Origin of the sequence: Streptomyces sodiiphilus (assembly GCF_039529215.1) — a bacterium.
Classification (GTDB): Bacteria; Actinomycetota; Actinomycetes; order Streptomycetales; family Streptomycetaceae; genus Streptomyces; species Streptomyces sodiiphilus.
In genome coordinates this window covers 21,095-43,212 of the sequence record NZ_BAAAMJ010000084.1, presented here as the reverse complement: position 1 = coordinate 43,212, position 22,118 = coordinate 21,095, and the positions used below count along the sequence as shown (strand labels likewise).

19 protein-coding genes and 1 pseudogene are annotated in these 22,118 nt (G+C 66.5%); 12 read left to right on the top strand and 8 right to left on the bottom strand.

What is annotated here, in order from left to right; all coding sequences use genetic code 11:
- The 6 genes from ABD299_RS24255 to ABD299_RS24230 form a co-directional block, all read left to right on the top strand.
- Window positions 1-581: hypothetical protein (locus ABD299_RS24255; RefSeq protein ID WP_344266717.1), on the top strand; the 581-nt coding region annotated here is incomplete at its 5' end.
- Between the two features lie 2 nt (window positions 582-583).
- Window positions 584-3,763 (top strand): type I restriction endonuclease subunit R, encoded by a 3,180-nt coding sequence (locus ABD299_RS24250; RefSeq protein WP_344266714.1) that lies wholly within the window; start codon window positions 584-586, stop codon window positions 3,761-3,763.
- Between the two features lie 192 nt (window positions 3,764-3,955).
- Window positions 3,956-5,554, top strand: coding sequence for a serine/threonine-protein kinase (locus ABD299_RS24245; protein WP_344266711.1), 1,599 nt, complete (start codon window positions 3,956-3,958; stop codon window positions 5,552-5,554).
- A 134-nt stretch (window positions 5,555-5,688) separates the two neighbouring features.
- On the top strand, window positions 5,689-7,848 hold the full coding sequence (locus ABD299_RS24240; RefSeq protein WP_344266708.1) for an AIPR family protein: 2,160 nt from the start codon (window positions 5,689-5,691) through the stop codon (window positions 7,846-7,848).
- A gap of 73 nt (window positions 7,849-7,921) precedes the next feature.
- Entirely contained in the window at window positions 7,922-10,087 is a 2,166-nt protein-coding gene (locus ABD299_RS24235; protein ID WP_344266705.1) for a UvrD-helicase domain-containing protein, read from the top strand.
- Between the two features lie 234 nt (window positions 10,088-10,321).
- Window positions 10,322-11,077, top strand: a complete 756-nt coding sequence (locus ABD299_RS24230) for an EcsC family protein (protein ID WP_344266702.1) — start codon at window positions 10,322-10,324, stop codon at window positions 11,075-11,077.
- A gap of 32 nt (window positions 11,078-11,109) precedes the next feature.
- Here the strand turns inward: ABD299_RS24230 and ABD299_RS24225 are convergent, their stop codons facing one another.
- Window positions 11,110-11,346, bottom strand: a complete 237-nt coding sequence (locus ABD299_RS24225; RefSeq protein WP_344266699.1) for a DUF397 domain-containing protein — start codon at window positions 11,344-11,346, stop codon at window positions 11,110-11,112.
- Window positions 11,343-12,218, bottom strand: coding sequence for a helix-turn-helix domain-containing protein (locus ABD299_RS24220; protein WP_344266696.1), 876 nt, complete (start codon window positions 12,216-12,218; stop codon window positions 11,343-11,345). The genes ABD299_RS24225 and ABD299_RS24220 overlap by 4 nt, the downstream gene beginning before the upstream one ends.
- A 240-nt stretch (window positions 12,219-12,458) precedes the next feature.
- On the opposite strand from ABD299_RS24220, the gene ABD299_RS24215 reads away from it, so the two are divergent.
- From ABD299_RS24215 to ABD299_RS24205, 4 genes are all read left to right on the top strand, one after another.
- The gene (locus tag ABD299_RS24215; RefSeq protein ID WP_344266693.1) at window positions 12,459-12,887 is read left to right on the top strand and encodes an ATP-binding protein; all 429 of its coding nucleotides are present in this window, start codon (window positions 12,459-12,461) and stop codon (window positions 12,885-12,887) included.
- The gene (locus tag ABD299_RS24210) at window positions 12,884-13,177 is read left to right on the top strand and encodes a DUF7848 domain-containing protein (RefSeq protein ID WP_344266690.1); all 294 of its coding nucleotides are present in this window, start codon (window positions 12,884-12,886) and stop codon (window positions 13,175-13,177) included. The genes ABD299_RS24215 and ABD299_RS24210 overlap by 4 nt, the downstream gene beginning before the upstream one ends.
- A gap of 386 nt (window positions 13,178-13,563) precedes the next feature.
- Window positions 13,564-13,884 (top strand): transposase family protein, encoded by a 321-nt coding sequence (locus tag ABD299_RS25215; RefSeq protein WP_425581413.1) that lies wholly within the window; start codon window positions 13,564-13,566, stop codon window positions 13,882-13,884.
- The gene (locus ABD299_RS24205; RefSeq protein WP_344266687.1) at window positions 13,841-14,725 is read left to right on the top strand and encodes an ISAs1 family transposase; all 885 of its coding nucleotides are present in this window, start codon (window positions 13,841-13,843) and stop codon (window positions 14,723-14,725) included. Before ABD299_RS25215 ends, ABD299_RS24205 begins: the two co-directional genes overlap by 44 nt.
- A 428-nt stretch (window positions 14,726-15,153) precedes the next feature.
- Here the strand turns inward: ABD299_RS24205 and ABD299_RS24200 are convergent, their stop codons facing one another.
- The 3 genes from ABD299_RS24200 to ABD299_RS24190 all read right to left on the bottom strand — a co-directional run bounded on the left by ABD299_RS24200 (window position 15,154) and on the right by ABD299_RS24190 (window position 17,475).
- On the bottom strand, window positions 15,154-15,387 hold the full coding sequence (locus ABD299_RS24200) for a hypothetical protein (RefSeq protein ID WP_344266684.1): 234 nt from the start codon (window positions 15,385-15,387) through the stop codon (window positions 15,154-15,156).
- Window positions 15,388-15,787: 400 nt separating this feature from the next.
- On the bottom strand, window positions 15,788-16,057 hold the full coding sequence (locus ABD299_RS24195) for a hypothetical protein (RefSeq protein WP_344266681.1): 270 nt from the start codon (window positions 16,055-16,057) through the stop codon (window positions 15,788-15,790).
- A 539-nt stretch (window positions 16,058-16,596) separates the two neighbouring features.
- A complete protein-coding gene (locus ABD299_RS24190) occupies window positions 16,597-17,475 on the bottom strand; it encodes a hypothetical protein (protein ID WP_344266720.1) in 879 nt (292 codons plus the stop codon).
- Here ABD299_RS24190 and ABD299_RS24185 point away from each other — a divergent pair.
- Window positions 17,399-17,709, top strand: a pseudogene (locus ABD299_RS24185) (transposase family protein); the annotation flags it as partial. The gene ABD299_RS24190 and the pseudogene ABD299_RS24185 sit on opposite strands and share 77 nt — an antisense overlap.
- 114 nt (window positions 17,710-17,823) lie before the next feature.
- Window positions 17,824-18,780 carry an HAAS signaling domain-containing protein gene (locus ABD299_RS24180; protein WP_344266678.1) on the top strand — a complete coding sequence of 319 codons (957 nt, stop codon included), beginning with the start codon at window positions 17,824-17,826 and terminating at the stop codon, window positions 18,778-18,780.
- Window positions 18,781-20,313: 1,533 nt separating this feature from the next.
- Here ABD299_RS24180 and ABD299_RS24175 read toward each other — a convergent pair.
- The 3 genes from ABD299_RS24175 to ABD299_RS24165 form a co-directional block, all read right to left on the bottom strand.
- Complete coding sequence (locus ABD299_RS24175) at window positions 20,314-20,553, bottom strand: hypothetical protein (protein ID WP_344266675.1); 240 nt, start codon at window positions 20,551-20,553, stop codon at window positions 20,314-20,316.
- 420 nt (window positions 20,554-20,973) lie between these two features.
- On the bottom strand, window positions 20,974-21,342 hold the full coding sequence (locus ABD299_RS24170) for a hypothetical protein (RefSeq protein ID WP_344266672.1): 369 nt from the start codon (window positions 21,340-21,342) through the stop codon (window positions 20,974-20,976).
- Window positions 21,343-21,591: 249 nt separating this feature from the next.
- Entirely contained in the window at window positions 21,592-21,858 is a 267-nt protein-coding gene (locus tag ABD299_RS24165; RefSeq protein WP_344266669.1) for a hypothetical protein, read from the bottom strand.
- Window positions 21,859-22,118 lie beyond the last annotated feature (260 nt).

Below are 22,118 nucleotides of genomic sequence, written 5' to 3'. Positions count from 1 at the left end.
ATCGAGCATGCCGTAGATCATTTACGGGACAGCCCTTAGTGCGGCGGATGCTGTACCAGGAGCAGATCTGGAACGCGGACGTACGTCGGCCCTTCCTCGTCGGGCGGGGTCGGCTGGTGAAACAGGGGGGTATGGAAGCCGCGATCGAGGTGGTCGCACGTGGACTTCCCAGTCCGTGCGACGGAGGCGTCCTGGTTGTCATCGACGCCGACGACGACTGCCCGGCGACGTTCGGGCCGGAACTACTGCGCCGAGCCAAAGCGGTACGGCCCGGGCTCCGCGTCGCGGTCGTCCTCGCCAACCGCGAGTTCGAATCATGGTTCCTGGCCGCCGCACCGTCGCTGGGCGGTCGGGCCGGTCTGCCCGAAGGGCTGAAGGTACCGGAGGACAACGAGACTCGGCGGGACTGCAAGGGGTGGCTGTCCCACCAGCGGGCCGACCAGGGAAAGTATCGGCCGCGTGTCGACCAGGCGGCTCTCGCGGATGCCTTCGACCTGGATCTCGCCGGGAAGAATTCGCGTTCCTTCCGAAAGTTCGTTCAGGACGTCAGCTATCTGATCACAGGGACCAGGGGGAAGTAGGAATGCCCGTGCACGACGAGTCGTCCTTCGGTTCCGCCATCGTCGCCGCTCTCTGCGAGCGTGGCTGGCGGGAGACGAACCCGGAGGACTACCGACCCGATCTCGGCCTGGACACCAACGAGCTGTTCACCTTCATCGGCGCGACCCAGGCAGACGAGTGGGACGAACTCCTCACCGTCTACGGCGGCAACCCGAACGAGGCGCAGCGTGGTTTCGCGCAGCGCCTTGACCGGGCCATCTCCGACGACGGGCTGCTCCACGTGCTCCGCAACGGGGTGAAGGACCGCGGTGTCCGTCTCCGCGTCGCCTACTTCAGGCCCAACCTCATCTCCGCGGACTCCGTCCTCGACGGCTACCGGGCCAACCGTCTCACCGTCGTCCGCGAGCTGCCCTATGCCACCAAGCAGGCGGACTGGGGTCACCGCCTCGACCTGACCCTGTTCCTCAACGGCATCCCCGTCGCCACCGCCGAGCTGAAGAACCCGCTCACCGGGCAGGGCGTCGAGCAGGCCAAGGAACAGTACCGGACCGACCGCGACCCGACCGAGCTGATCTTCGCGCGCCGCGTCCTCGCGAACTTCGCGGTCGACCCGGACCTGGTCTTCGTCACCACCCAGCTCCGCGGGAAGCACACCCAGTTCCTGCCGTTCAACACCGGCTCGAACGGTCCCGGCGAGCCCGGCGGGGCCGGCAACCCGGCGCCCACCGCCCACGGCACGTACGCCACCTCCTACCTCTGGGAAGAGGTGTGGCAGCGGGACAACTGGCTGGACCTCCTCCAGCGCTTCGTGCACCAGCAGAAGCAGAAGACGCCCGGCGGCGGCACCGCCAAGTCGACGATCTTCCCCCGTTTCCACCAGTGGGACGTGGTCCGTAAGCTCACCGCCCACGCGGCCACCCACGGCGCCGGCCAGAACTACCTGATCATGGCCTCGGCCGGCTCCGGCAAGTCGAACACCATCGGCTGGCTCTCTCACCGGCTCAGTGATCTGCATGCCGACACCGACCCGGCGGCGCTGGCCCCCGAGGCCGTCGCCGACGGACGTATCAGGCCCGGCGAGCCCGTCTTCGACAAGGTCATCGTCATCACCGACCGCCGCAACCTGGACGCCCAGCTCCGGGAGACGGTCGGCGGCTTCTCGCAGACCGACGGCCTGGTCGTGAAGGTCGACGAGAAGCACGGCGCGAAGAGCGAGCAGCTCGCCCGTGCTCTCTCCCGGGACACCGGGAAGATCGTCACGGTCACCCTGCACTCGTTCCCCGCGCTGCTGAACTACATCAAGGCCAACCCGACCGAGATCAAGGGCACCCGCTTCGCGGTCATCGTCGACGAGGCACACTCCTCCCAGTCCGGCGACGCGGCCACCGCCGTGAAGGCCGCCCTGCGCGACCTCGGCCTGGACGCCGACTCCGACGACCAGGGCGCCACCGCCGTCGCCGTGGAGGACAAGCTGAAGGCGAAGGCCGTCGAGCGCTCCCGGGCCGCCAACCTCTCCTACTTCGCCTTCACGGCCACCCCCAAGGCCAAGACCCTCGAACTCTTCGGCACGGAAGGCGTCGAGAACGGCGAGACCGTCTACCGGCCCTTCCACACCTACTCCATGCGCCAGGCCATCGAGGAAGGCTTCATCCTCGACCCCCTGCGCAACTACGTCACCTACAACACCTACTGGAAGCTCGCGAACCTCAACCGCGACGAGAAGGAGGTCGACCCCTCCAAGGCGAACAGCCTGCTCGCCCGGTTCGCGCTCATGCACGAGCACACGGTGTCGCAGCACGCCCAGGTGATCGTCGAGCACTTCGTCGCCCACACCCGCGGCCGGCTCGGCGGGCGGGCCAAGGCCATGGTCGTCACGGCCTCCCGCCACTCCGCCGTGCAGATGGCCCGGGCCCTCCGCAGTTACATCGCCGACCGCGCGTACGACACCAAGTATCCGGACCTCGGCGTCCTGGTGGCCTTCTCCGGCTCCCTCACCATCGACAGCGAGGAGACCACCGAGAGCAAGGAGAACGGCGGCCTGCCGGAGAGCCGGCTGCCCAAGGCGTTCGGTTACACCCGCGCTGACGACAAAGCCGCCAGGGCCGGCGGCAAGGGGCAGCAGGAGTACCGGATCCTCGTCGTCGCCGAGAAGTACCAGACCGGCTTCGACCAGCCGCTCCTCACGACGATGTACGTCAACAAGACGCTGACCGGCATCGCGGCCGTGCAGACCCTCTCGCGGCTCAACCGGACCGCCGACCGCAAGTCGCAGGCCGACCTGGCCGTCCTGGACTTCGTCAACGAGGCCGAGGACATCCAGGACGCCTTCCGCCCGTACTTCGAGGAGGCGCACACCCTGCCCTCCGACCCGAACCTCCTCTACACGGCGCAGAGCCGCGTCATGTCCGCCCCGGTCATCTCGGAGCAGGACATGGACGAGTTCGTCGCCGCGTACTTCGCCGCCCAGGAGAAGGCCGGCGGCTCCCAGGCCAAGTGGGAGAAGCTGCACGCAGAGCTGTACCGGCTGCTTTCCCCCGCCGTCACCCGCTTCAGCGCCCTCCTGGAGAGCGAGGAGGAGGACGACGTCGAGGACGCCGAGAAGTTCCGGGCCCACCTCAACGACTACGTCCGCAAGTACGGTTTCCTCGCGCAGATCGTGCCCTACCGGGACGCCGACCTGGAGCGGCTGTACCTGTACGGGCGCTACCTGCTCAACCGGCTGCCCCGCCTCGCGGACGGCGGTGTCGACATAGGAGAGGTCGACCTCAGCCACCTGCGCGTGGAGAAGACCGGCGAGCACGACAAGTCCCTGGTCCCGGAGGGCCCAGCCGAACTCAAGGGGTTCGGTGACGGGGCCGGCGGCGGGAAGGAGGCCGAGAAGTCTCTGCTGTCCGAGCTGATCGAGAGGTTCAACGCGAAGTTCGGCACGGAGTTCACCGAGGAGGACGTCCTCCCGGCCTTCAACGCCACGAAGAAGGACCCGAAGGTCCGTGCCGCCGCCCTGGTCAACGACGAGGAGAACTTCGGCGTCGTCTTCGACAAGAAGTTCGAGGAGAACATGATGGACCATGTCTCCACCATTGACACGCTCGGCAAGCGGTACTTCGGGACGGACCGGGACTTCAAGTCCAACCTCGACCGCAGCGCCCGCCGTGCGGCCTGGCGGATGATCCGCCGGGAGGAAGGGCTGGACGACTTCTGACACGGCCGGGGGCCGGGGCGCGTGTCGCACCGGCCCCGCCGTCGAAGGCAGGCCCCGCGGGCGCGGCGCCCGGCGGGCCTCCGGGGGGCAGCCGTGAACATGCCTCGGGGCCGAGCGCGCGCCTGCGAGACTGATGACCGGTCAGATCGAAGACCACTGCGAAGAGACTCGACGAGGCGAGGACGGGACCAGGTGCCGGACGTGCGGCGGATCGCGGGACGCTACGAGCTGCTGGAGCAGCTCGATCACGGTGGCATGGGGGACGTCTGGCGCGGTTACGACGGCGTGCTGGACCGGCCGGTCGCCGTGAAGCTGATCCGTCCCCAGGCCGTCACCTCGCCGCACCTGGCGGAGGAGCTGGAGAAACGGTTCCGGCGCGAGGCGCGGATCACCGCGCGGATCCAGCACCCGGGCGTGCCGCAGGTGTACGACGCCGATCTCGACGAGTCCTACGAGCAGCTGTTCCTGGTGATGGAGCTCGTCGACGGGGTGCCGCTGACCAGGTACGTCAACCCCGAGCGTCTCCTCCCCGTCAGCTGGGCGGTGGCGGTGGCCGCGCAGGTGGCGACCGTGCTGTCCCACGCGCACGACGTGCCCGTGGTGCACCGTGATCTCAAGCCGGGCAACATCCTGGTCGCCGGGGACGGCACCGTGAAAGTGCTCGACTTCGGCATCGCCGCCATGCTCCGCACCGACGTCACCAAGCTCACCGCCACGGGCAGCCCGATCGGGACCCACCAGTACATGGCACCCGAGCAGGTGCGCGGCGGCCGGGTCACCCCGCGCACCGACCTCTACGCGCTGGGCTGCGTGCTGCACGAACTGCTCTGCGGGCAGAAAGTGTTCAGCGGGGACAGCGAGTGGCAGCTGATGTCGCAGCACGTCAATGCGGCGCCGACAGCGCTACGGCGGCTGCGGGCCGATGTGCCGGTGGCGCTGGAGGAGCTCGTCCTGCACCTGCTCCGCAAGGCCCCCGAGGCGCGGCCGGCGGACGTGCAGGAGGTGTACGAGCGGCTGCGGCCCTTACTGCCGGTGCCCGGTGAGGAGTCCGCGCCCGTCGAGGGAGGACCAGCCGGGGCACCCGACCCGACCGGGATCTTCCGCAACCCGTACGCGCCCCGCTTCCGCGCCGGAACGGCGGGCGGCGCCCGGCCCGCCGTGCCCGCGGCCGGGCCGGACGCGCCGCCCGCCGTCCCCGCCGCCGAGCGGGAAGCGCTGCGGGAGGAGATCCGCGAGGTCTACGCGCACTACGTGGCGCTGATGGAGGAGGAGCGGTACGCGCAGGCCGCCGAGGTGGTGGGCGAGCGGATCGAGCCGGCCGCGCGGGCCCTCGGCTCGGAGAGCAAGGCGGTCCTGCGGCTGCGTGCCTGGCGGGCGGTGAGCCGTCAGCTGGCCGGTGACCACCGGGCCGCTCTGCCGGAGTTCGAGGCGCTCGCCGACGCCTACGGGCGGATCGGCGGACACACCAGCAAGGAAGCACTGGAGTGCCGGGCCCAGGCGGCGCGCTGCCGCGGCGAACTCGGCCAGGTGACCGAGGCGCTGACCGGGCTGCACGGCGTGCTCGACGCCGTCCGCGCCGTCGACGGCGACGTGAGCGAGAACGCCGTGGAACTGCGCCGCGACATCGGCATGCTGCTGCTCGCGCAAGGGCGGGCCGCCGACGCCTTCGCCGTCCTGGAGCCGCTGCACGCCGACCTGTGCGTGGTGTTCGGCCCGGACGACGAGCTGGCCGCCGAGGTGGCCGAGACGCTGGCCGTGATCCGGCTGGATCTCGACGGTCCCACCCCCTGATCCGGTCATCACCGTTGAGGCCGAAACCCCCGGCGCGCGCCGGGAGTTCGCGACATCATGGAACGATCACGCCGGCAGGGGCAGCAGCGCCGCATGTCCATGCTGCACCGTGCCGGCAGGAGGGGACGAAAGGCGTGAGCGTGAAGAAGGACCGGGAGACGACGCCGGGTGTGGCTACCCAGGTGCGCCAGGTGGGCGGGGCTCTGAAGAAGGTGTACGGGGGTCTTCTGGACGTCAGCGATCTGGAAGGCAAGCCTGACCACGAGCAGGAGCCGCGGCTGCTGTCGCGGGCACTGACCGCACAGGCCGTGCGCATCGTCACCGGCTTCAGCCCGCAGGAGGCGGCCCGGTGTGTCATCGACGGGCACGCCGACCAGGGCATCGACGCCATCGCGGTGGTGGACGGCCCCCAGCCCCACGTGTATCTGGTGCAGGCGAAGTGGAGCCCCGAGGGGAAGGCCAGGGCCGACCGGAACGCGGTGCTGGAACTCCTCGCCGGCCTGCGTCTCATCGACGACGAGGACTTCGCCCCGTTCAACCCGCGAGGCCAACAGCTGGCCGAGCACGCCAAGACCGTCATGGACCGGGGACCCGTACCGGTGACGCAGGTCGTCGTCCTGATGCGGCCCGACGAGCCCGGGGTCGGCTTCCAGGACGCCCTGGCCAACGGCGAGAAGGAGTTCAACCGCTACGGCGAGATCCTCGACCACCGCATCATCCTGGCCCCCGAGGTCTGGTCCTCGGTCCGGAAGGACCTCACGCCCGAGCCCGTCCGGCTCACCGCGACTCTCTTCCCCTGGTTCGGGATCAACTCCCCGTACGAGTCCTACCAGGGTGTCGTCACGGCCGAAGAGGTCGCCGCATGGGCCGAGACCGGCTCCGACCTGTTCAACCTGAACATCCGCAACCCGCTCGGCCGGACCCCGATCAACAACGCCCTCATCGAGACGCTCACCCAGGAGCCCTCCTACTTCTGGTACTTCAACAACGGCATCACCGTGCTGTGCGACTCGGTCGAGAAGGCTCAGCAGAACAGGCGCGCTCCGCACCACCATCCGCTCACACTCACGTTGCACAACGCCAGCGTGGTGAACGGCGCACAGACCGTCCGGTCCGTGGCCGAGGCACTCGCGGCCGACGGGTCCGCGGCAGAGGCACAGATCGGTGTGCGCATCATCGTGACAGGCAGCGCCGAGGACTTCGCCAAGGAGACGACCAAGGCGACGAACCGGCAGAACAGCGTGGAAGCCCGGGACTTCATCGCTCTCGACCCGGTCCAGGCGGCGATCCTCGACGACATGCGGGCCGAGCTCGGACTGGACTACAGCGTGCGGCGCAGCGAGCTCGAACCACCCGAGCAGACCGGCTGCTCAGTGGTCGAGGCCGCCTGCGCACTGGCCTGTGCCCACAGCGACGTCCAGTACGCGGCCCGGATGGGAGTGACGCTCGACGTGCTCTGGGAGCGGGGGTCACAGGGCATCTACGACGTCCTCTTCCGGCCGCAGCCGGGCGCCTACCTGCTGTGGAACGCGGTGCAGGTGCTGCGCGAGGTCCGCCGCACCCTGTACGGACTGCGCAGCCGCTACGAAGGACGTGGCGCGGCCCTGACCGAGCACGGCGTCTTCCTGATCGCCCACCTGGTGTTCCGTCTGCTGGACACCGAGGCCATCGACGAACCGGACCCCGGACTGGAATGGTCCAAGGACGCCACGGCGAAGACCGCGGACCTCGTCGAGCGGCTGCTGCCCGTGGTGGTCGCGTCCATCGACGAGCTGTTCACGGAGCGCTCGCAGATCCGGGCCGTGTGCTCGGACGTCGCGCGATGCCGTGAGCTCTCCGAGCATGTCCTCGGCACCATCGCGAACGGCGCCCGTGCCAAGGCCCCGGACAAGTACCGCCGGGCCAAGGCATCCCGCAAGCGCCGTCGCCCCAACGCCGTCTCCGTGCTCATCGACAAGCAGGTACTCGGAGACGGCGAGCCACTCACTCTCAAGGCCGGGTACCCGCTGGAGGAGGAGGCCCTGCGGGACTGGCTCGCCGAGGACGAACGGCGCGCACGGGCCACCTGGGTCAGCCACCGGACCAAGCCGCTCCTCTGGGCGGCCGACGGCAAACAGTACTCGCCTTCCGGTTTGATCACCCGGATGTGGGAGCTCGCGAACTGGGAGAAGCGGCCCGTGGCCAACCAGGGCACGGCCCGGTGGGCGACCGCGACAGGCGAGACCCTCGCGGACCTGGCGTGGCGCGCACTCGACGAACTCGAGTCCGCCGAGGACGAACCCGGCCGAGAGTGACGGAGGCGGGGACAAGACACCACGCTCAACCGATGGAAGACCGCCGACCCGGGCTCAGGAAAGCAACCAAGACATGCCGCAACTCGCTCTCGCCATCGGTTTCTTCGCCGAACTCCCCAAGCTCCAGCCCTCGGTCAGAAAGGGGGTCATGGACGCCTGGGAGAAGTTCGACCGGCTCAGTCTCGACCAGCTCTTCAAGGACCCGGGACTGAAGCTGGAGAGCCTGACGAACGCGCGGGACAAGCAGATCCGTACCATCCGCATCGACCAGTTCTGGCGCGGTGTGGTCCTCGCCCCGGCCTCCGGGGACACCTTCGTCCTGCTGCGGGTCATGCAGCACGACAAGGCAATCGCCTGGGCGAAGAAACAGAAGTCCAGCATCAACGAGGTGACACGGGCCGTCGAGATCCGGGACGCGGCGACCCTGGACGAGATCACGCCCGCGTACGAACGGGTGGCGGGGGACTCGTCGAAGGAGCGGCTGTTCGCCCCGTTCTCGGACGGGGACCTGAAGGCCCTCGGCATCGACGACGAGACGCTGCGGCAGGCCCGGTCGATCGTCGACCAGGAGCAGCTGGATGTCTTCGCGCCGCTGCTCCCGCAGGACCAGCGCGAGGTGCTGCAGTACCTCGCCTCGGGCTGCACGGTGGAGGAGGTCTGGCAGGACATCGTGGCACCCGCGCTCCAGGCGTCGGCGCACCCGGTGGACACGCGGGACTACGAGACGGCGATCCGGCACAGCCGGGCGCGCATCGCGCTGGTCACCGCGTCCGAGGAGTTGCGGGACATCCTCGAGAAGCCCTTCGCGGCGTGGCGGGTCTTCCTGCACCCCGCCCAGCACAAGGTCGCCTACCGGGCGTCCTACTCCGGTCCGGCCCAGGTGACCGGGGGGCCCGGCACCGGCAAGTCCGTCGTCGCCCTCCACCGGGTGCGGCACCTGCTGCGGCACCTGCGCGACGGAGACCGCATCCTGCTCACCACCTTCACCAACGCCCTCGTGGACTCCCTCAACCAAGGGCTCTCCCTGCTCGTCGACGATCCGGACCTGCGCAACCGGGTCGACGTCATGACCGTCGATGCCTTCGCCGGACGTGTGGTCAACACCTCTCGCCGGCCGGTCAACGGCTACGAAGAGGCCGCCCGGTGGGAGCAGGCCGCCGAGGCCACCGGCTTCACCGGCACCCCGCAGTTCCTCGCCCAGGAGTACAAGCACGTCGTCCTCGCCCAGGACATCCGCGGCCGGGAGGAGTACGAGAGCTGCGAGCGCCGGGGCCGAGGCAGCGCGCTGCCGGCCTCCGCCCGGGCGCTGGTGTGGCGGACCGTGGAGGAGTTCACCCGGCGCCTGGCCGAGGACGGCCTGCGCACCTACCTCGGCACCTGCGGGGAGGCCACCGACCTGCTGACCGGGCAGGGGCCGCGCTACCGGCATGTCGTCGTCGACGAGGCCCAGGACCTCCACCCGGCGCAGTGGCGGATGCTTCGCGCGGCTGTCCCGCGACGCCCCGACGACCTGTTCATCGCGGGCGACCCGCACCAGCGGATCTACGACAACCGGGTGTCGCTGAAGTCCCTCGGCATCAACGTCGCCGGCCGGTCGGTCAAGCTGCGCAAGAACTACCGTTCCACCCAGGAGATCCTCAGCTGGGCCACCGGGCTCCTGCTCGGCCGCCCCTACGCCGAACTGGCCGACAGCGGACGGCACGACACCCTGCTCGGGTACGGCTCCGCCCTGCACGGCTCAGGGCCGCGCGTCCACGCGGCTCAGACGGAGGAGGCCGAACTCGACACCCTGGCAGAGCAGGTGCGCGCCTGGGTGGACGGTGGCGCCGCGTACGGGGAGATCGGTATCTGCGCGCGGTTCCGCAAGACCTGCGAGAAGGTCAGGGACCGCCTGATCGCGGCCGGTGTCCCCGCCAGCCGGGTCCGCGCGGGAGCCGCCCGCACCGACGACGCGGTCAACGTGGGCACCATGCACACCTTCAAGGGGCTCGAGTACCGCTACACCGCCGTTGTCGGCGTCAATGACCGGGCCCTGCCGAACCCTTCGGCCATCACCCCCGAGGATGTCGACCGGATGCAGCACGAGGCCGACCTCGCCGCGGAACGCTGCCTGCTGTTCGTCGCCTGTACCCGTGCCCGGGACGGCCTGTACGTCTCGTGGACCGGCCGGCCGAGCCCGTTCCTGGTGGAAGCCGGCTGCGGGACGACCCAGACAGCAGGCCCCGCCCCTTCCCCCTGATGCGAGCACGCACAAGTACGAGCAGGTAGTTTGACGGCGCTTTCACGGTGTGGGAAGGTGTAGCCGCTTCGGCTCGTGGAGACGACGCGACGAAGAACTTGCGGTAGGAAAAGGCAGGCGGGCGGGAGCAAGGGGGCGCGGCATCAACCGCCCGCGGCATTGCACCGACGGCCGGAGTCCCTCGCCGGCCGCAGCAGAGCGGGACGCGTGGGGCGCTCCCGGAAGGGGTGTGTGATGGCCGAGGAGAAGACTCCTGACGAGGGAGCGGTCGAGAAGACCGGGCGGTGGGTCGCTGATCTCGCGGAGAAGGTCATGGTGAACGGCGCGGGCCCGATCACAGGGTCGGTGACCTGGGCCGAGGCTCGCCTTTCGCGTCGACAGGGCGACGAGTACCGGGCCCTCGAGGACGAGGAGCGACGTTCTCCCGAAGACATGCGGGACGACGTCGACGCAGTCGTCGCCCGCCTCATCAAGGAGTCCGTGGCCGCGGCCGGGACTCAGGGGTTCGTCACCGGACTCGGAGGCCTGGTCACCGCAGGCGTGATGCTTCCTGCGAACGTGGCCGCGTCCGTCACCATCAACTTACGGATGGCCGGTTCCATCGCGCACCTTCGGGGGTGGGACGTCCGCGATCCGCATGCACGGACTGTCGTGATGATGCTCGCGATCGGGATGAGCACCCAGAACGTCCTGGCGGCCTTCGGAGTGAAAGTCAGTCAGAAGCTCGGCGAACAGATGATCAAGAAGATCCCGATAGCCGCGCTCCACGCCGTCAACAAGAAGGTCGGGTTCCACCTCGTCGCGAAGTACGGGACAAAGCGCGCCACCATCACGCTCGCCAAGGGGGTCCCCATCCTGGGAGGAATCGTCGGAGGCGCCGTGGACGCGGGAGCCACCGCGGTCATCGGACGGGTCACGGACAAGGCGCTGCGCGGCGACACCCTGCGGACCGAGATCGAGATCGAGACCGAGACTGAGAAGCCGAAGTGACGAAGACGTCAGAGGCCCGACGGCGGGCGGCGTCAGCGCTGTGTGAGGTGATCGAACTCGCCGGCCCTGACCGCTGTCACGAACACGGCGAGCTCGGATCGCGTGTACCTCAGGGGGGCGAGGTCGGGCCGCTTTGAGTCCCCCACGGCGACGCCGCCGTCGATAACCATGAGCTGCACGCAGTTGTCGCTACTGCCGTTGCTGAAGGAAGACTTCACCCACTCGCCATCGAGAGACGCAGTGTAGAGCTGTTCCTTGTCGCGGTTCATGGGGCTTCCTTCTCCATAGCCTGCAAGAACTGGATAGTCTTCTCCGGAGTCAGCGCGTGCTCAGCAAGGTCTTGAAACCTTCGCCGGGCCTGCCTGACCTCGGCGGGGTCATCGTGCAGCATCTCGCCTGTCATCTTCTCCTGGGAGACGACGCTGCGGTTCACCGTTCCGGGGAAGTCGACGATGGTGAACGGCGCACTTGAGATGCTGGGGGCGCCGGCGGAGTGCGGGATGATGCGCAAGGTGATGTTCGGGCGGGTGGCCATCGTGATCAAGTGCTGGATCTGGCGGTGCATGACGGGCGCGCCGCCAACTACAGCTCGAACAGCCGCCTCCAGACACAGTGCGTCCAGTACCACCGGATTCCGCCGAGTGAGGATCGCCTGACGCTTGGTCCGTGACTCGATGAAGACGTGCCGGTCTTCGGCGCTCTCGTTCCGTTTCCCGAAGGCGGCGATCGCCTCAACGTACTCGCGGGTTTGGAGAAGGCCCGGTACGTATGTGCCGGAGTGGCTTGCCAGCCGTTCGGCGGCATCCTCGACGTAGAAGTAGCGGTAGGAGTCCCCGTGGAAGACCCTGCGGAACCGCTGTTCCTCCCACCACGCTCGACCGTACGACTTGCCCTGCTCGATCTTGGCCTCAAGGGACGCTCGCTCATCGGTGCTGGCGTCGTACAGGCCCAGGAGTAAGCCGAGCTGCCGCTCCGTCGGAAAGGAGCGGCCCCTCTCGAACTTGCTGACGGTGTACCGCGTCACCTGCAGCTTTGCCGCCGCATCGTCCTGACGAAGGCCGGCCCGCCTGCGAAGACGTTGCAGTTCCTCGCCCACATCGCGCATGGCGAAGATCGCGTTGGTGTTGACGTCGACGGACACAGCCCTCCTCCCCGGCCTGCCGCTGCGGGCCGTAGTCAGGGTACCGCTCTGCGGCCCTGCCGTAAGCCCGGGAAGAGCCTTCCGATCACCCGCCAGAGGGAAGAATTACACGTGCCCTTGCGCGTGACAGGTCACGTGACCCATGCTGCCGTCGGTACGCACCGGAGTCGGTGTATCGCTTTGCGTATCGATGGCCGTGCTCGGCCAGCTCGTGTGCGCTCACTCGGCAGGAGGGATCCCGTGACCGTCACCACGCACGAATCTGAGGACGACACGTGCGCATGGGGCTTGACTGCGCATCCGCGCACCATCGAGCGGTGGCGCAACAAGGCCGCGGCAGCGGTAGCGGCACAGGGCGGTGACCGGAGCGCCGTTGACCTGGCCCGCCTCGCGGCTTCGGAACTGCTGAGCAACGTGGTCAAGCACGTCGCCGACCCCCGATGTCGGCTGGTGGTCGAGTGCGGGGGTGGCTTTGCTCGCCTCCAGGTGCTCGATCGGTCAACGGCGGTACCCGCCATAAGAGTCCCCGACTGGGATGCCGAAAGCGGGCGCGGGCTGTGGCTGTTGCATTCGACGGCTGCGGACTGGGGCTACGTCTGCTTCCCCGGCGGCAAGTCGGTCTGGATTCGGTTCCCCCTCACGGGTGGCCGGGAGGAGGCAGCCACATGACCGCCCCTGTGAACTTCACACCGGCAGCCCGGAAGGGTGATGAGCCCTGCGGTCGGCGGAGAAGTTACCGCTTCCGGGAGCACCACATCGTCGCCGACGAGGAACCGGACGCCGAACCACTGTCCTTCTCCGCGGAGTGCGCGGTGTGCGAGCAATTCGGCCCGGAGGAGGAGACCTCGGAGGCCGCGGGCGCCTGGATCGTCCGGCACCTCAAGGCCAACCCCGAGCACCTGACGTACCGGGAGCGCCTCATCCGGCCTCTGAGAGCTGTGCCGGGAAGGTGGCTGTGAGCGTCGAGGCTGAAGTGAGCTGATCCGCTCGCTCCCTGCCAGGCCACGACACCCAAGGGCGGGAGGCGCCCGGCCCGAGCCTGACTCATTGCAAGTCCCCATGGCGACCGCAGGGTTAAGGTCGCGATAGACCACGAAGTGTGACGAGAAGGGCTACTTGCGTGACGGAACTCCAATCGGCTGAATCGAGCGGGACTGAAGAGACCAGATCAGCGCGCTTCGGGAGGCGCTGATCGAGCAGCTGTGCGGGCTGGACGCCGTGAGGAGCGACGCGGTTGAGCGTGTGGTCGGGTTTGCCCGCTGTTCTGCGGGGCCGGTCGCGGAACGACAGAAGCGGTCGTTGATGATCAAGGTGTCTGACGTCTCATCACCAACAACCGCTTCTGATGCCATCTTCCTCGATCACCGCTGCAGCGCCACCGCGGCCACGATGCGGTCGCCTCCCTCGACCTCGCGCTGACCCCTGCCGGGCCGTCGATGTCGCCGACGTACTGGTCGAGCTGCCCGATCCGCGGCGTCGCCAGGGACGCCGCTTCCGTCTGGGCTCCGTTCTGGCGGTGTGCACTCTGGCGGTCCTCGGCGGTGCCCGCACCCTCGCGGCCATCACCCGCTTTCACCGCCGGACTCCCACCCCACCCGCACGCCCGTCTCGGCCTGCGGGCTGTGCCCCGCGCCAGCACCGGCTGCCGGCTGCCGGCCCGCCTTGACGGCGATGCCCTGGACAAAGCGGTCGGAGCCTGGCTGGCCCAGCACGCCGACCCCGGTGAGCCCGTGGCCCTGGACGGAAAGACGCTGCGCGGCTCGCGCACTGCCGGACAGCGGGCGGTCCACCTGGTCCCCGGCGATCATCCACAGCCGATGACTGACGCTGAACCAGCAGCAGTGGCCGGCAGGAGCAGTGAGATCACCAGCTTCAAGCCCTTGCTGAGCGGCCTGGACCTGAACGGCAGGACCGTCACCTTCGACGCGCTCCACACCCAGCATGATCACGCTCGCTTCCTCGTCGAGACCAAGAACGCGCATTACGTCGCACTGATCAAGGACAACCGCCCGAAGCCGGCAGCGTTCTTGCGCACACTGCCCTGGAGCGACATCCCACTGGGGACACGCAGCCGCGAGCGTGGGCACGGACGCGACGAGATCCGCCGCCTCAAAGCCGCAACCGTGCCGCACCGGCCCGCCTTCCCCCACGCCGTCCAGGCCCTGCAGATCGTGCGCCGACGACGCGACCTACGCACCGGCAAAGTCACCCTCGAACGCCTCTACTCTCTGACCAACCACACCGCCCAGGACGCCGACCCCACTCGGTCGGCACAGATCATCCGCGGGCACTGGGCTATCGAGGCTCATCACCACGTCCGCTACCGCACCTTCGCCGAAGACGCCAGCCACGTCCACACCGGCACCGTCCCCAGAACAATGGCCAGCTTCCGCAACACTGCCATCGCCCTCGCCCGTCTGGCCGGATGGGACAACATGGCCGCCCCAACCGACTACTACCGGTCCCACCCCGACCACGCACTCGACCTCATCATGACCGGATCATGAGAATGCTCGAGCCCTGGGTGCCGACCGCCTCCGTGGGAGGCACCGGGCGCTTGGCCAACCGGGGAGTAGAAGTCCATGAGAGGTCTGAGGTGTACACATACGTCAATGCGGCGCTCTTGAGGTCCACCCCGTACCAAGCAGCCTGGCACCGGCATGGCCGACTGCCCTGGCCGTTGGGCCAGGGCTCGGAACATTTCGCATGCTCGCTTGAGGTCGTCGGACTCTCCCAGAGATATCGGCGCATGCCGGTTGTGAGGGACCTCCATCTGGTGCCGGGCCGAGGGCTTGCAGCTTGCTCGGGCCCAATGAGCCGACAAGAACACGCCGCTCCGCACGCTTGCGAGGATTCCCTACCGAGGCGAACCGAGTAGCTGAGACAACCGAGACAGCCGTCAAGCAATCCGGAGAGACGCAATCAACTGAGGTTGCTATTTGTCTGAGAATAGCCATGCCAGGGTAGACGCTAGAGTCATGCCACAGAAGAACAGGCAGGCGAGGACTGCCATTTGCCTCGGAAATCCCCCGTGTATATTCTCTTTGTCGACAAAGGATGCAAACGATATTATGCTCCTGAAGCGCTCTATTGATCCGCGGTAATCCATTGCTACAAATCCGAACCCGATTGCCATGAGGAGGAAAAGTCCGATTTCAAGGATGATCATTGTTATTTTCTTTTCTTTGTTGCCCTGAAGTTGATAGGGCTTCTCCTGTGCCTGCCGAGGGTGAAAAATCTGGTAACGTGTGTCTCATTTGCAATGACAGCAGCCTCGGTGCCCAATCCGGCGCCCATTGCCACCTGTATGGAGCCGGCATGCTGGCCGCTATCGTTGAGGACTGGCTTCCCGCCTCCCTGATATGCAGGCTCGCAGGAAGCGTGCACGGCCAGATAGTGAGCTGCTGTTACTTCAACCTCAACTTGAGGAGCCTCTACTTGCGAAAGCACTGTCCGCATTGCCCTCACCGGCAGACCGCCACGCTGGGCAGCAGTACGCGAATGTGAGCACAGTGGCCAGCCAGTGGCCCTCGGTGCGCTACCGCCAACCATGCGCGAGCGCGTTACGCTCACCCCATTCCTCGTCTCTTGGCCTCTGTGATACCCAGGATGCTAAGAATGCTCATCAGGAACAGGCCGAAAGCGATAAGCGTAATCCCTGCTGCATAGAATCTTACATTGACCATCGATAGCGCATGGGGCGGTACCAGCTCGGCAAGGCTGCGGCGCTGGAGTTCGTTCCATCGGTCAGCTGTTCCTCCAATATTGAAGATGACCTTTATTCCCACCCAGATTGCGGCAGAGGAGAAGAGGAGAAATGCAAAATCTTCAATGTGCATACTAACGCTCCAGTTGCAGTTCGCTATCGACCAGTTGCACCAGCGCGGTGGACATGGAGAAGATGCAGGAGCAGGCACGGGCTCGCCAAGTGTTTATGGGACTTCGACACTCACATGATCACCGCGACCGTGCCTGCACTGCGCTCCTCCCCTGCCCGAACCGGGACGGCCACCCCGACTCCGGACCAGCCCGGCCTTCCGGACGGATGGCGGTCACGCAACAGCCCCTGCCCCCGGGGCGGACTGAGTAGCTGAGACAACCGAGACAGCCGCCGGACAATCCGGAGAGGCGCAATCAACTGAGGTTGCTATCTATCTGGAAATAGCCAGGCCAGGGTAGACACTAGAGTTATTCCGCAAGAGACCAGGCAGCCAATGGCTGCCATATGTTTCACGATCCCTCTATGTATGTTTTGCTTGTCAGCAAAAGCCGCAAACGGTATCAAACTCGCGAAGCGATCTATTGATCCACGGTAATCCATTGCTATTAGTCCGAGCCCGATTGTCAAGAGGAGGGGAAAATGCAATTTCAAGGACGATCATTGCCATTCTCTTTTCTTTGCCGCTCTGAAGTTGATAGTGCTTCTCCTGTGCCTGTCGAGGGTGAAGAATCTAGTAGCGCGTGCCTCATTTGCCGTGAAAGCGGCCTCGGCACCCCATGCCGCGCCCACTGCCAGTTTTATGGATCCGACATGCTGGCCGCTATTGTTGAGGACTGGCTTCCCGCCTCCCTGATATGCAAGCTCGTAGGAAGCGTGGACAGCCCTTAGGTGGGTGAGGTCGGTGAGGTCTTTGGTGCCGTCGAGGAAGCCCTTGTCTCCGGGCCAGGTGGTGCTGCCAGTGGTGTTGCGTTCGTCGCCGAAGGGCAGTTGCCTGCGGCGGGTGACGCCTTGGCCGGCGAGGAAGCTGACGGCGATGAGTGCGGTGCCCCGGGGATCGTTGAAGAGGAAGTTGATGCCGTCATTATTGCGCATGGCGATGGTTTCGCCGGCGTGGCTGTATTCGCCCTGTCCGTCGTCGGGATCGCCGGTGGTGGTGACTGCCTGGACGGCTTGGGGGTTTGGCTGGCCGGGTGTGCCGACGTCGTAGGCGCGGGTGATGGTGTCGTGCCCGGTGCTGGTGGCGTGGCGGGTTTCGGTGGTGCGGTTGCCGGTGAGGTCGTAGGTGTAGGAGTGCCAGTAGGCGTCCGGTCCTCCGACAGTGGCCGCAGAGGGGTCTGCGCTGCAGTCGTCACTGCCGTTGCTGGTGGTCCAGGCTCCTATCCAGGCGGCCCAGAGCGTCCGTGGAGAAGCACTGAGCCTGTTCCAACCTGGCGGAGGGCGGTTGGTGTTGGCTTGGGGCCACGACGTGCGGGCTGCGCGCGAGCACGGCATCATCGGTGCTCTCGCCGACGCCGACGTCACGTGCTGGGCCGACAAGGCGTACCGAGGCTCGGGGAGCACGGTCCGTGTCCCGTACTGGGGCCGCTGGGAGACGCTTTCCACAGCCAGAAGGCCGTCAACCGGTCTCACGCGCAGATCCGGGCTCTGGTCGAGCAGGCCGTCGCCACCCTCAAGTCCTGGCGACTCCTCCGCAAACTCCGGTGCTCAACCACCCGCATCACCAGCTACGTCCAAGCGTTCCTCACCTCGCACCTGACGAGCTCGAACTGAGGATGGAGAAAGCTCAGTGTGGCCCCACAGTAACGTGTGTTGCATCCTGGCCGCACTGGAGCGTGAGTGGCAGGATCTCGTCACCTCGATCGCACAACTGACCAGGAAGAACCGATGAGCACGAGCAGGCTGACAGAGCGATACGTGGACGAGGTCGTGAGTCGGCTACCGGCCGAGCGGCGCGACGACATAGCCGCGGAGCTGCGTACCATCATCGCCGATGCCGTGGAGGGACGTGGCGCGTCCGACCCTGGATCTTCGGAGCGCGAGGTGCTGAGCGAGATGGGCGATCCGATACGGTACGCCGCTCGCTACAACGACCGCCGGCCGGGCCTGATCGGGCCCGACCTTTTCCCGGCGTACATCCGCATGCTGGCCATACTGCTGCGCGCCGTGGTGCCGCTGCTCAGCCTGGCGATGGCCGCGCTGCACTTCGCGGACACCGGCGACCAGGTCGCGGCCGTGCGGACCGGCGCAGTGACCGGCCTGGTGCTCGGGATCCAGATGGCTGCCGTGCTCACCGTGGTGTTCGCGGTCGCGGAGCGGGTCCGTCACGGTGACGGCACAACGGCCCGCGCCAGGAGCTGGACGCCCGACGACCTTCCCCAGGCCCGGCAGTCGCCGGACAAGGGCGGCATCATGGCCTTGTCCACGGTGGGATGGGACGTGCTGCTGCTCACGCTGATCATCTGGCAGTACACCGCGAAGCCCTACCGGACCGACGGGGCGGAGGGCGGGGGTGAACGAGTCGCGGTTCTCGACCCGGCCCTGTGGTCGGGGTGGATCTGGCCAGTGCTCCTCGGGCTGGTAGGCCTGGCCGCGGTCTCGCTGGCCCGGCTTGCCGCGCAGGGCTGGACCATGCGGCTCGCCTCGCTGTACGCCACGGCTCAGGCGGTGTTCGCCCTTCCGCTGGCTTGGGTCCTGTACCAGCAGATGCTCTTCAACCCGGCGTTCCTTGCCGACGTCGATCAGGTCCACGCGTCGCCGGAACAGTGGTACAACGGCGTGGCGCTGATCTTCCTGGCTATTGCGGCCAGTAGAGCGGTCATCAGCTTCCGCTCGGCACGCTGACATGAAGTGAACACTTCCAGGTGCGCGGTGCGGGTGAATCGGTCCGCCTCCTACGGGCCTGGACACGGGCGGGTCGCTCTGCCCTCACCGGCCCGTCGGATTGGCTCCTTCGGTGGGTACTGCCTGGTTCGACCGGGCCGGGCGAGGGAGCGGTTCCACGTTCGGTGAGGGGCGACCACAAGTGCGTAGCTGGTCAAGCCCTGTTCACTGTCCGCGGGTCCGGTTTCTGCGGGGCCGGGTTCGTTCCACACGTTCCACGGGTGGGCGTCACGTTCGCGGCCGTAGGTGCCCGTGACCGTGCCGAGGACGACGACTGTGCGCCGGCGGCACTGCACTTCTTCATCGGCTTGTACGAGACGTCGCCGCGGAGGTCGCCGAGTGGCCGAGGACCATCGACTTCCACCGGCCAAGGCGGCACCGCCCGTCGTTGGGCACCGATGAGGATTCCGCAGCGGTCAGACTTGCGACTTGGTGGGCTCTGCCGGGACCGTCGCCTCGTCGCCGCCGATAGTGCCGACCTTCCGCAGAACGACAGCAGACAGGGTCGTGAGCACCAGGGTGCACATCGCGGCGACGAGCATGGCGGTGCTCAGGCCGGAGGTGGCCGCCCTCGGCCTGTTCGAGCCAGCCGGCGGGCATCTGGTATGCCGACGAGGCCGCGCCGGTGAGGCCGTCGCCCGCCACGGCGGCCCCCTCGGAGGGTGTGCCGACGGGGACCGGCGATGCGGCTGCGGCAGACTGCGGTGGCCAGGCTGCCCAGGATCGCGACGCCCAGGGCGAGGCCCAGTTCCTGCACGGTGTCCGACATCGCGGAGGCCGAATCGGCCTTCTCCGGCGGCGCGGCTCCGACCACCAGATCCGTTCCAGGGCAGCGATCGCCCCGAGCCCGAGGTAGACGAGGCCGAAACCGGTCAGTATCAGGGCACTGGCATCCGAGGCGCACCTGGGTGAACAGCAGGTAGCCCACCGTGGACAGCGTCAGCGTGGCGGTCAGCACGATCCTGGCGGCACGCGGCACGCGGCACGCGGCCAGTAGCGCCCCGATCGCGGCCAGAAGCATCATCGTGCAGGTGGCCCCAGCCACAGGCCCGCCTTGATGGGAGGCCGTCCCTCCACGTTGCCCGGCGTGCACCTGCCGCTTCCGGTCCTCCACCCTGTCAACCGAACGCGATGGGCTTCAGGCCCGGCTGGCATCCCATACCGACCGCCTTCGAAGCCCCTTTCTTCCTTCCCGGTGGGTGTTTGAGTTCCCAGGTAGCAGCCGGAGAAATTCTCCCCGATACCGGACACGGGACGACCGTGTGCCGAACCAGATCGCCCCCACGCCTATTGCGGCGAGCGCTACTGGATCGCTGGAGTACAGGACCAGAGGCAGCACCAGCGCGGGAACGCCTGCACAGTGGTGTTGCCATACCTGGCACGGTGGTCGCGAGTTTCAACCGTCGCCATGCGCAGAATGTCAGGTTCTCGGCCAGCCGAAACGGCGGCAGGAACACTCCTTGGTGGGCGAGGGAGACGCGCGGAGTATTACACTCAGAACAAAATCAGAACGCCGGCAATATAGGCCGCACCCGTCATGGCGGCAAATGCGCCAAGGCGCTTCATTTTGTGTGCTTCAATAAGCCAATCTTCCTCGGTCTCGGCATTTCTGCTGGCAATTCGATCGGCAAGGCCTGCCAGGTTGGATGCCATCGAAATTCCCAGGATGATAAGGGCGGCTCCAATGAGAAAGGGGATTTGATTCTCTCCTTTGAGTGGTGGTGAAACTGCCACGATTTGCCATCCGTTGCGCCCAGTGCGAATGTTGCACGTCCAAGTCTGGTTTAGTCTGAAGCCAACGGTGTCTTCCGCTCCGACTCCAGCGCTTGCAGTCAAGGCTCGTACTGCGCTGCCCCTGCACTTTACACGAGGCTGCCGTCGCGATTGATTGCTGCCTCAAGATTCAACCTTAATCCGTAGAGGGCGTGACCCGATGCCGTGAAATCTCCACCTGCAGGTAGCAGCCGAAGAAATTCACCCCGATACCTATCCCTTTCGAAGGGTCTCCTGTTTCGACGGCGACAGATGCGCTCAGTGGGGCCGTCAAGAGCATTGCTCCGCACCTCGCGACGATCTCTCCGCCAGGAAGGCCTGAGCACCTGTCGGCCAAGACGGTCGGCAAGCAACTCGGACGCGTGCCATCAACTGAGGTTGCTATCTATCGGGGAAAACCCCGTCCAGCGCAATTACAAGCCCCAGGCCGAGAAATATCAGACAGCCGGTGGCCGCAATTTGTTTCACGACCCCCCTGTGTATATTGTCTTTGTCGGCGGAAGACGCAAGGGATATGATCCCCGTGAATCGCTCGATTGAGTCACGGTAATCCAGCGCCACCAAGCCGAAAATGCTCGCCATGGCGAGAAAGAATACGACCTGAAAGATAATGATTGTTCCGCCTTGTGTTTTCGGCCTGAAGATATGGTTGCTTCTCCCGCGCCTGCCGAGGGTGAACAACCGCAAGGCCCGGGTTTCATTTGCGCCGAGAGCGGTCTCTCCGCATCCTGCGCCTACTGCTATGTGCATGGATCCAGCGTGGCGACCGCCATCATCTCCCACCAACGTGATGGGCAGCGGAGGAAGTTGGTGGCCCATCATGAAAGATTGGATCAATGTCCTCGAAGAGGCGTCGAACCATGGCCGGCAAGAGAGTTGGGTAGAAAAATACCAGTCTCATGGCTGCAGTTGTTTTGCGTCTCCTGTTTGGTCAGGTAGTCCGAGGTGGGGTCCGTGTGGGGTGCTGCATCGGGAACGTTGCCGACGCCCTACCTGCGCTCACCCCATCCCTCGCCTCTTGGCCTCTGCGATGCCCAGGATCCTAAGAATGCTCATCAAGAGCATGCCGAAACCGAGGAGCACGCCCACCGACGCATACAGGCGTACATTGACTTTGGCCAGAAGATGGGGTGGCATCAGGTCAGCAAGACTGCGACGTTGGCTCTCATTCGATCGATCAGCCATCCCTCCAACGTTAAAGAGCACCTTCAATCCTATCCAGATCACGAAAATAGAAAAGAAGAAGAAGTACAATGTCTTCGACATGCATTTAGGTCACCTATGTGCAACTGGCACCGAAGCCAGACCTGAACCGGACTTCAGCGCCGAAGTCGTATGTCCGAGTACATACCTGTTCGCTGCTGGATGTCAATGCCTTGGCCGGCGAGAAAGCTGACAGTAATGAGTGCGGTTCCCTGGGGGGCGTTGAAGAGGAGGTTGATGCTGTCATTGCTGCGCATGGTGGTGGTTTCGCCGGCGCGCTTGTGGTGGCGGGTGGCTTCCAGGGTCCCGGTCGGTCGGTGAGT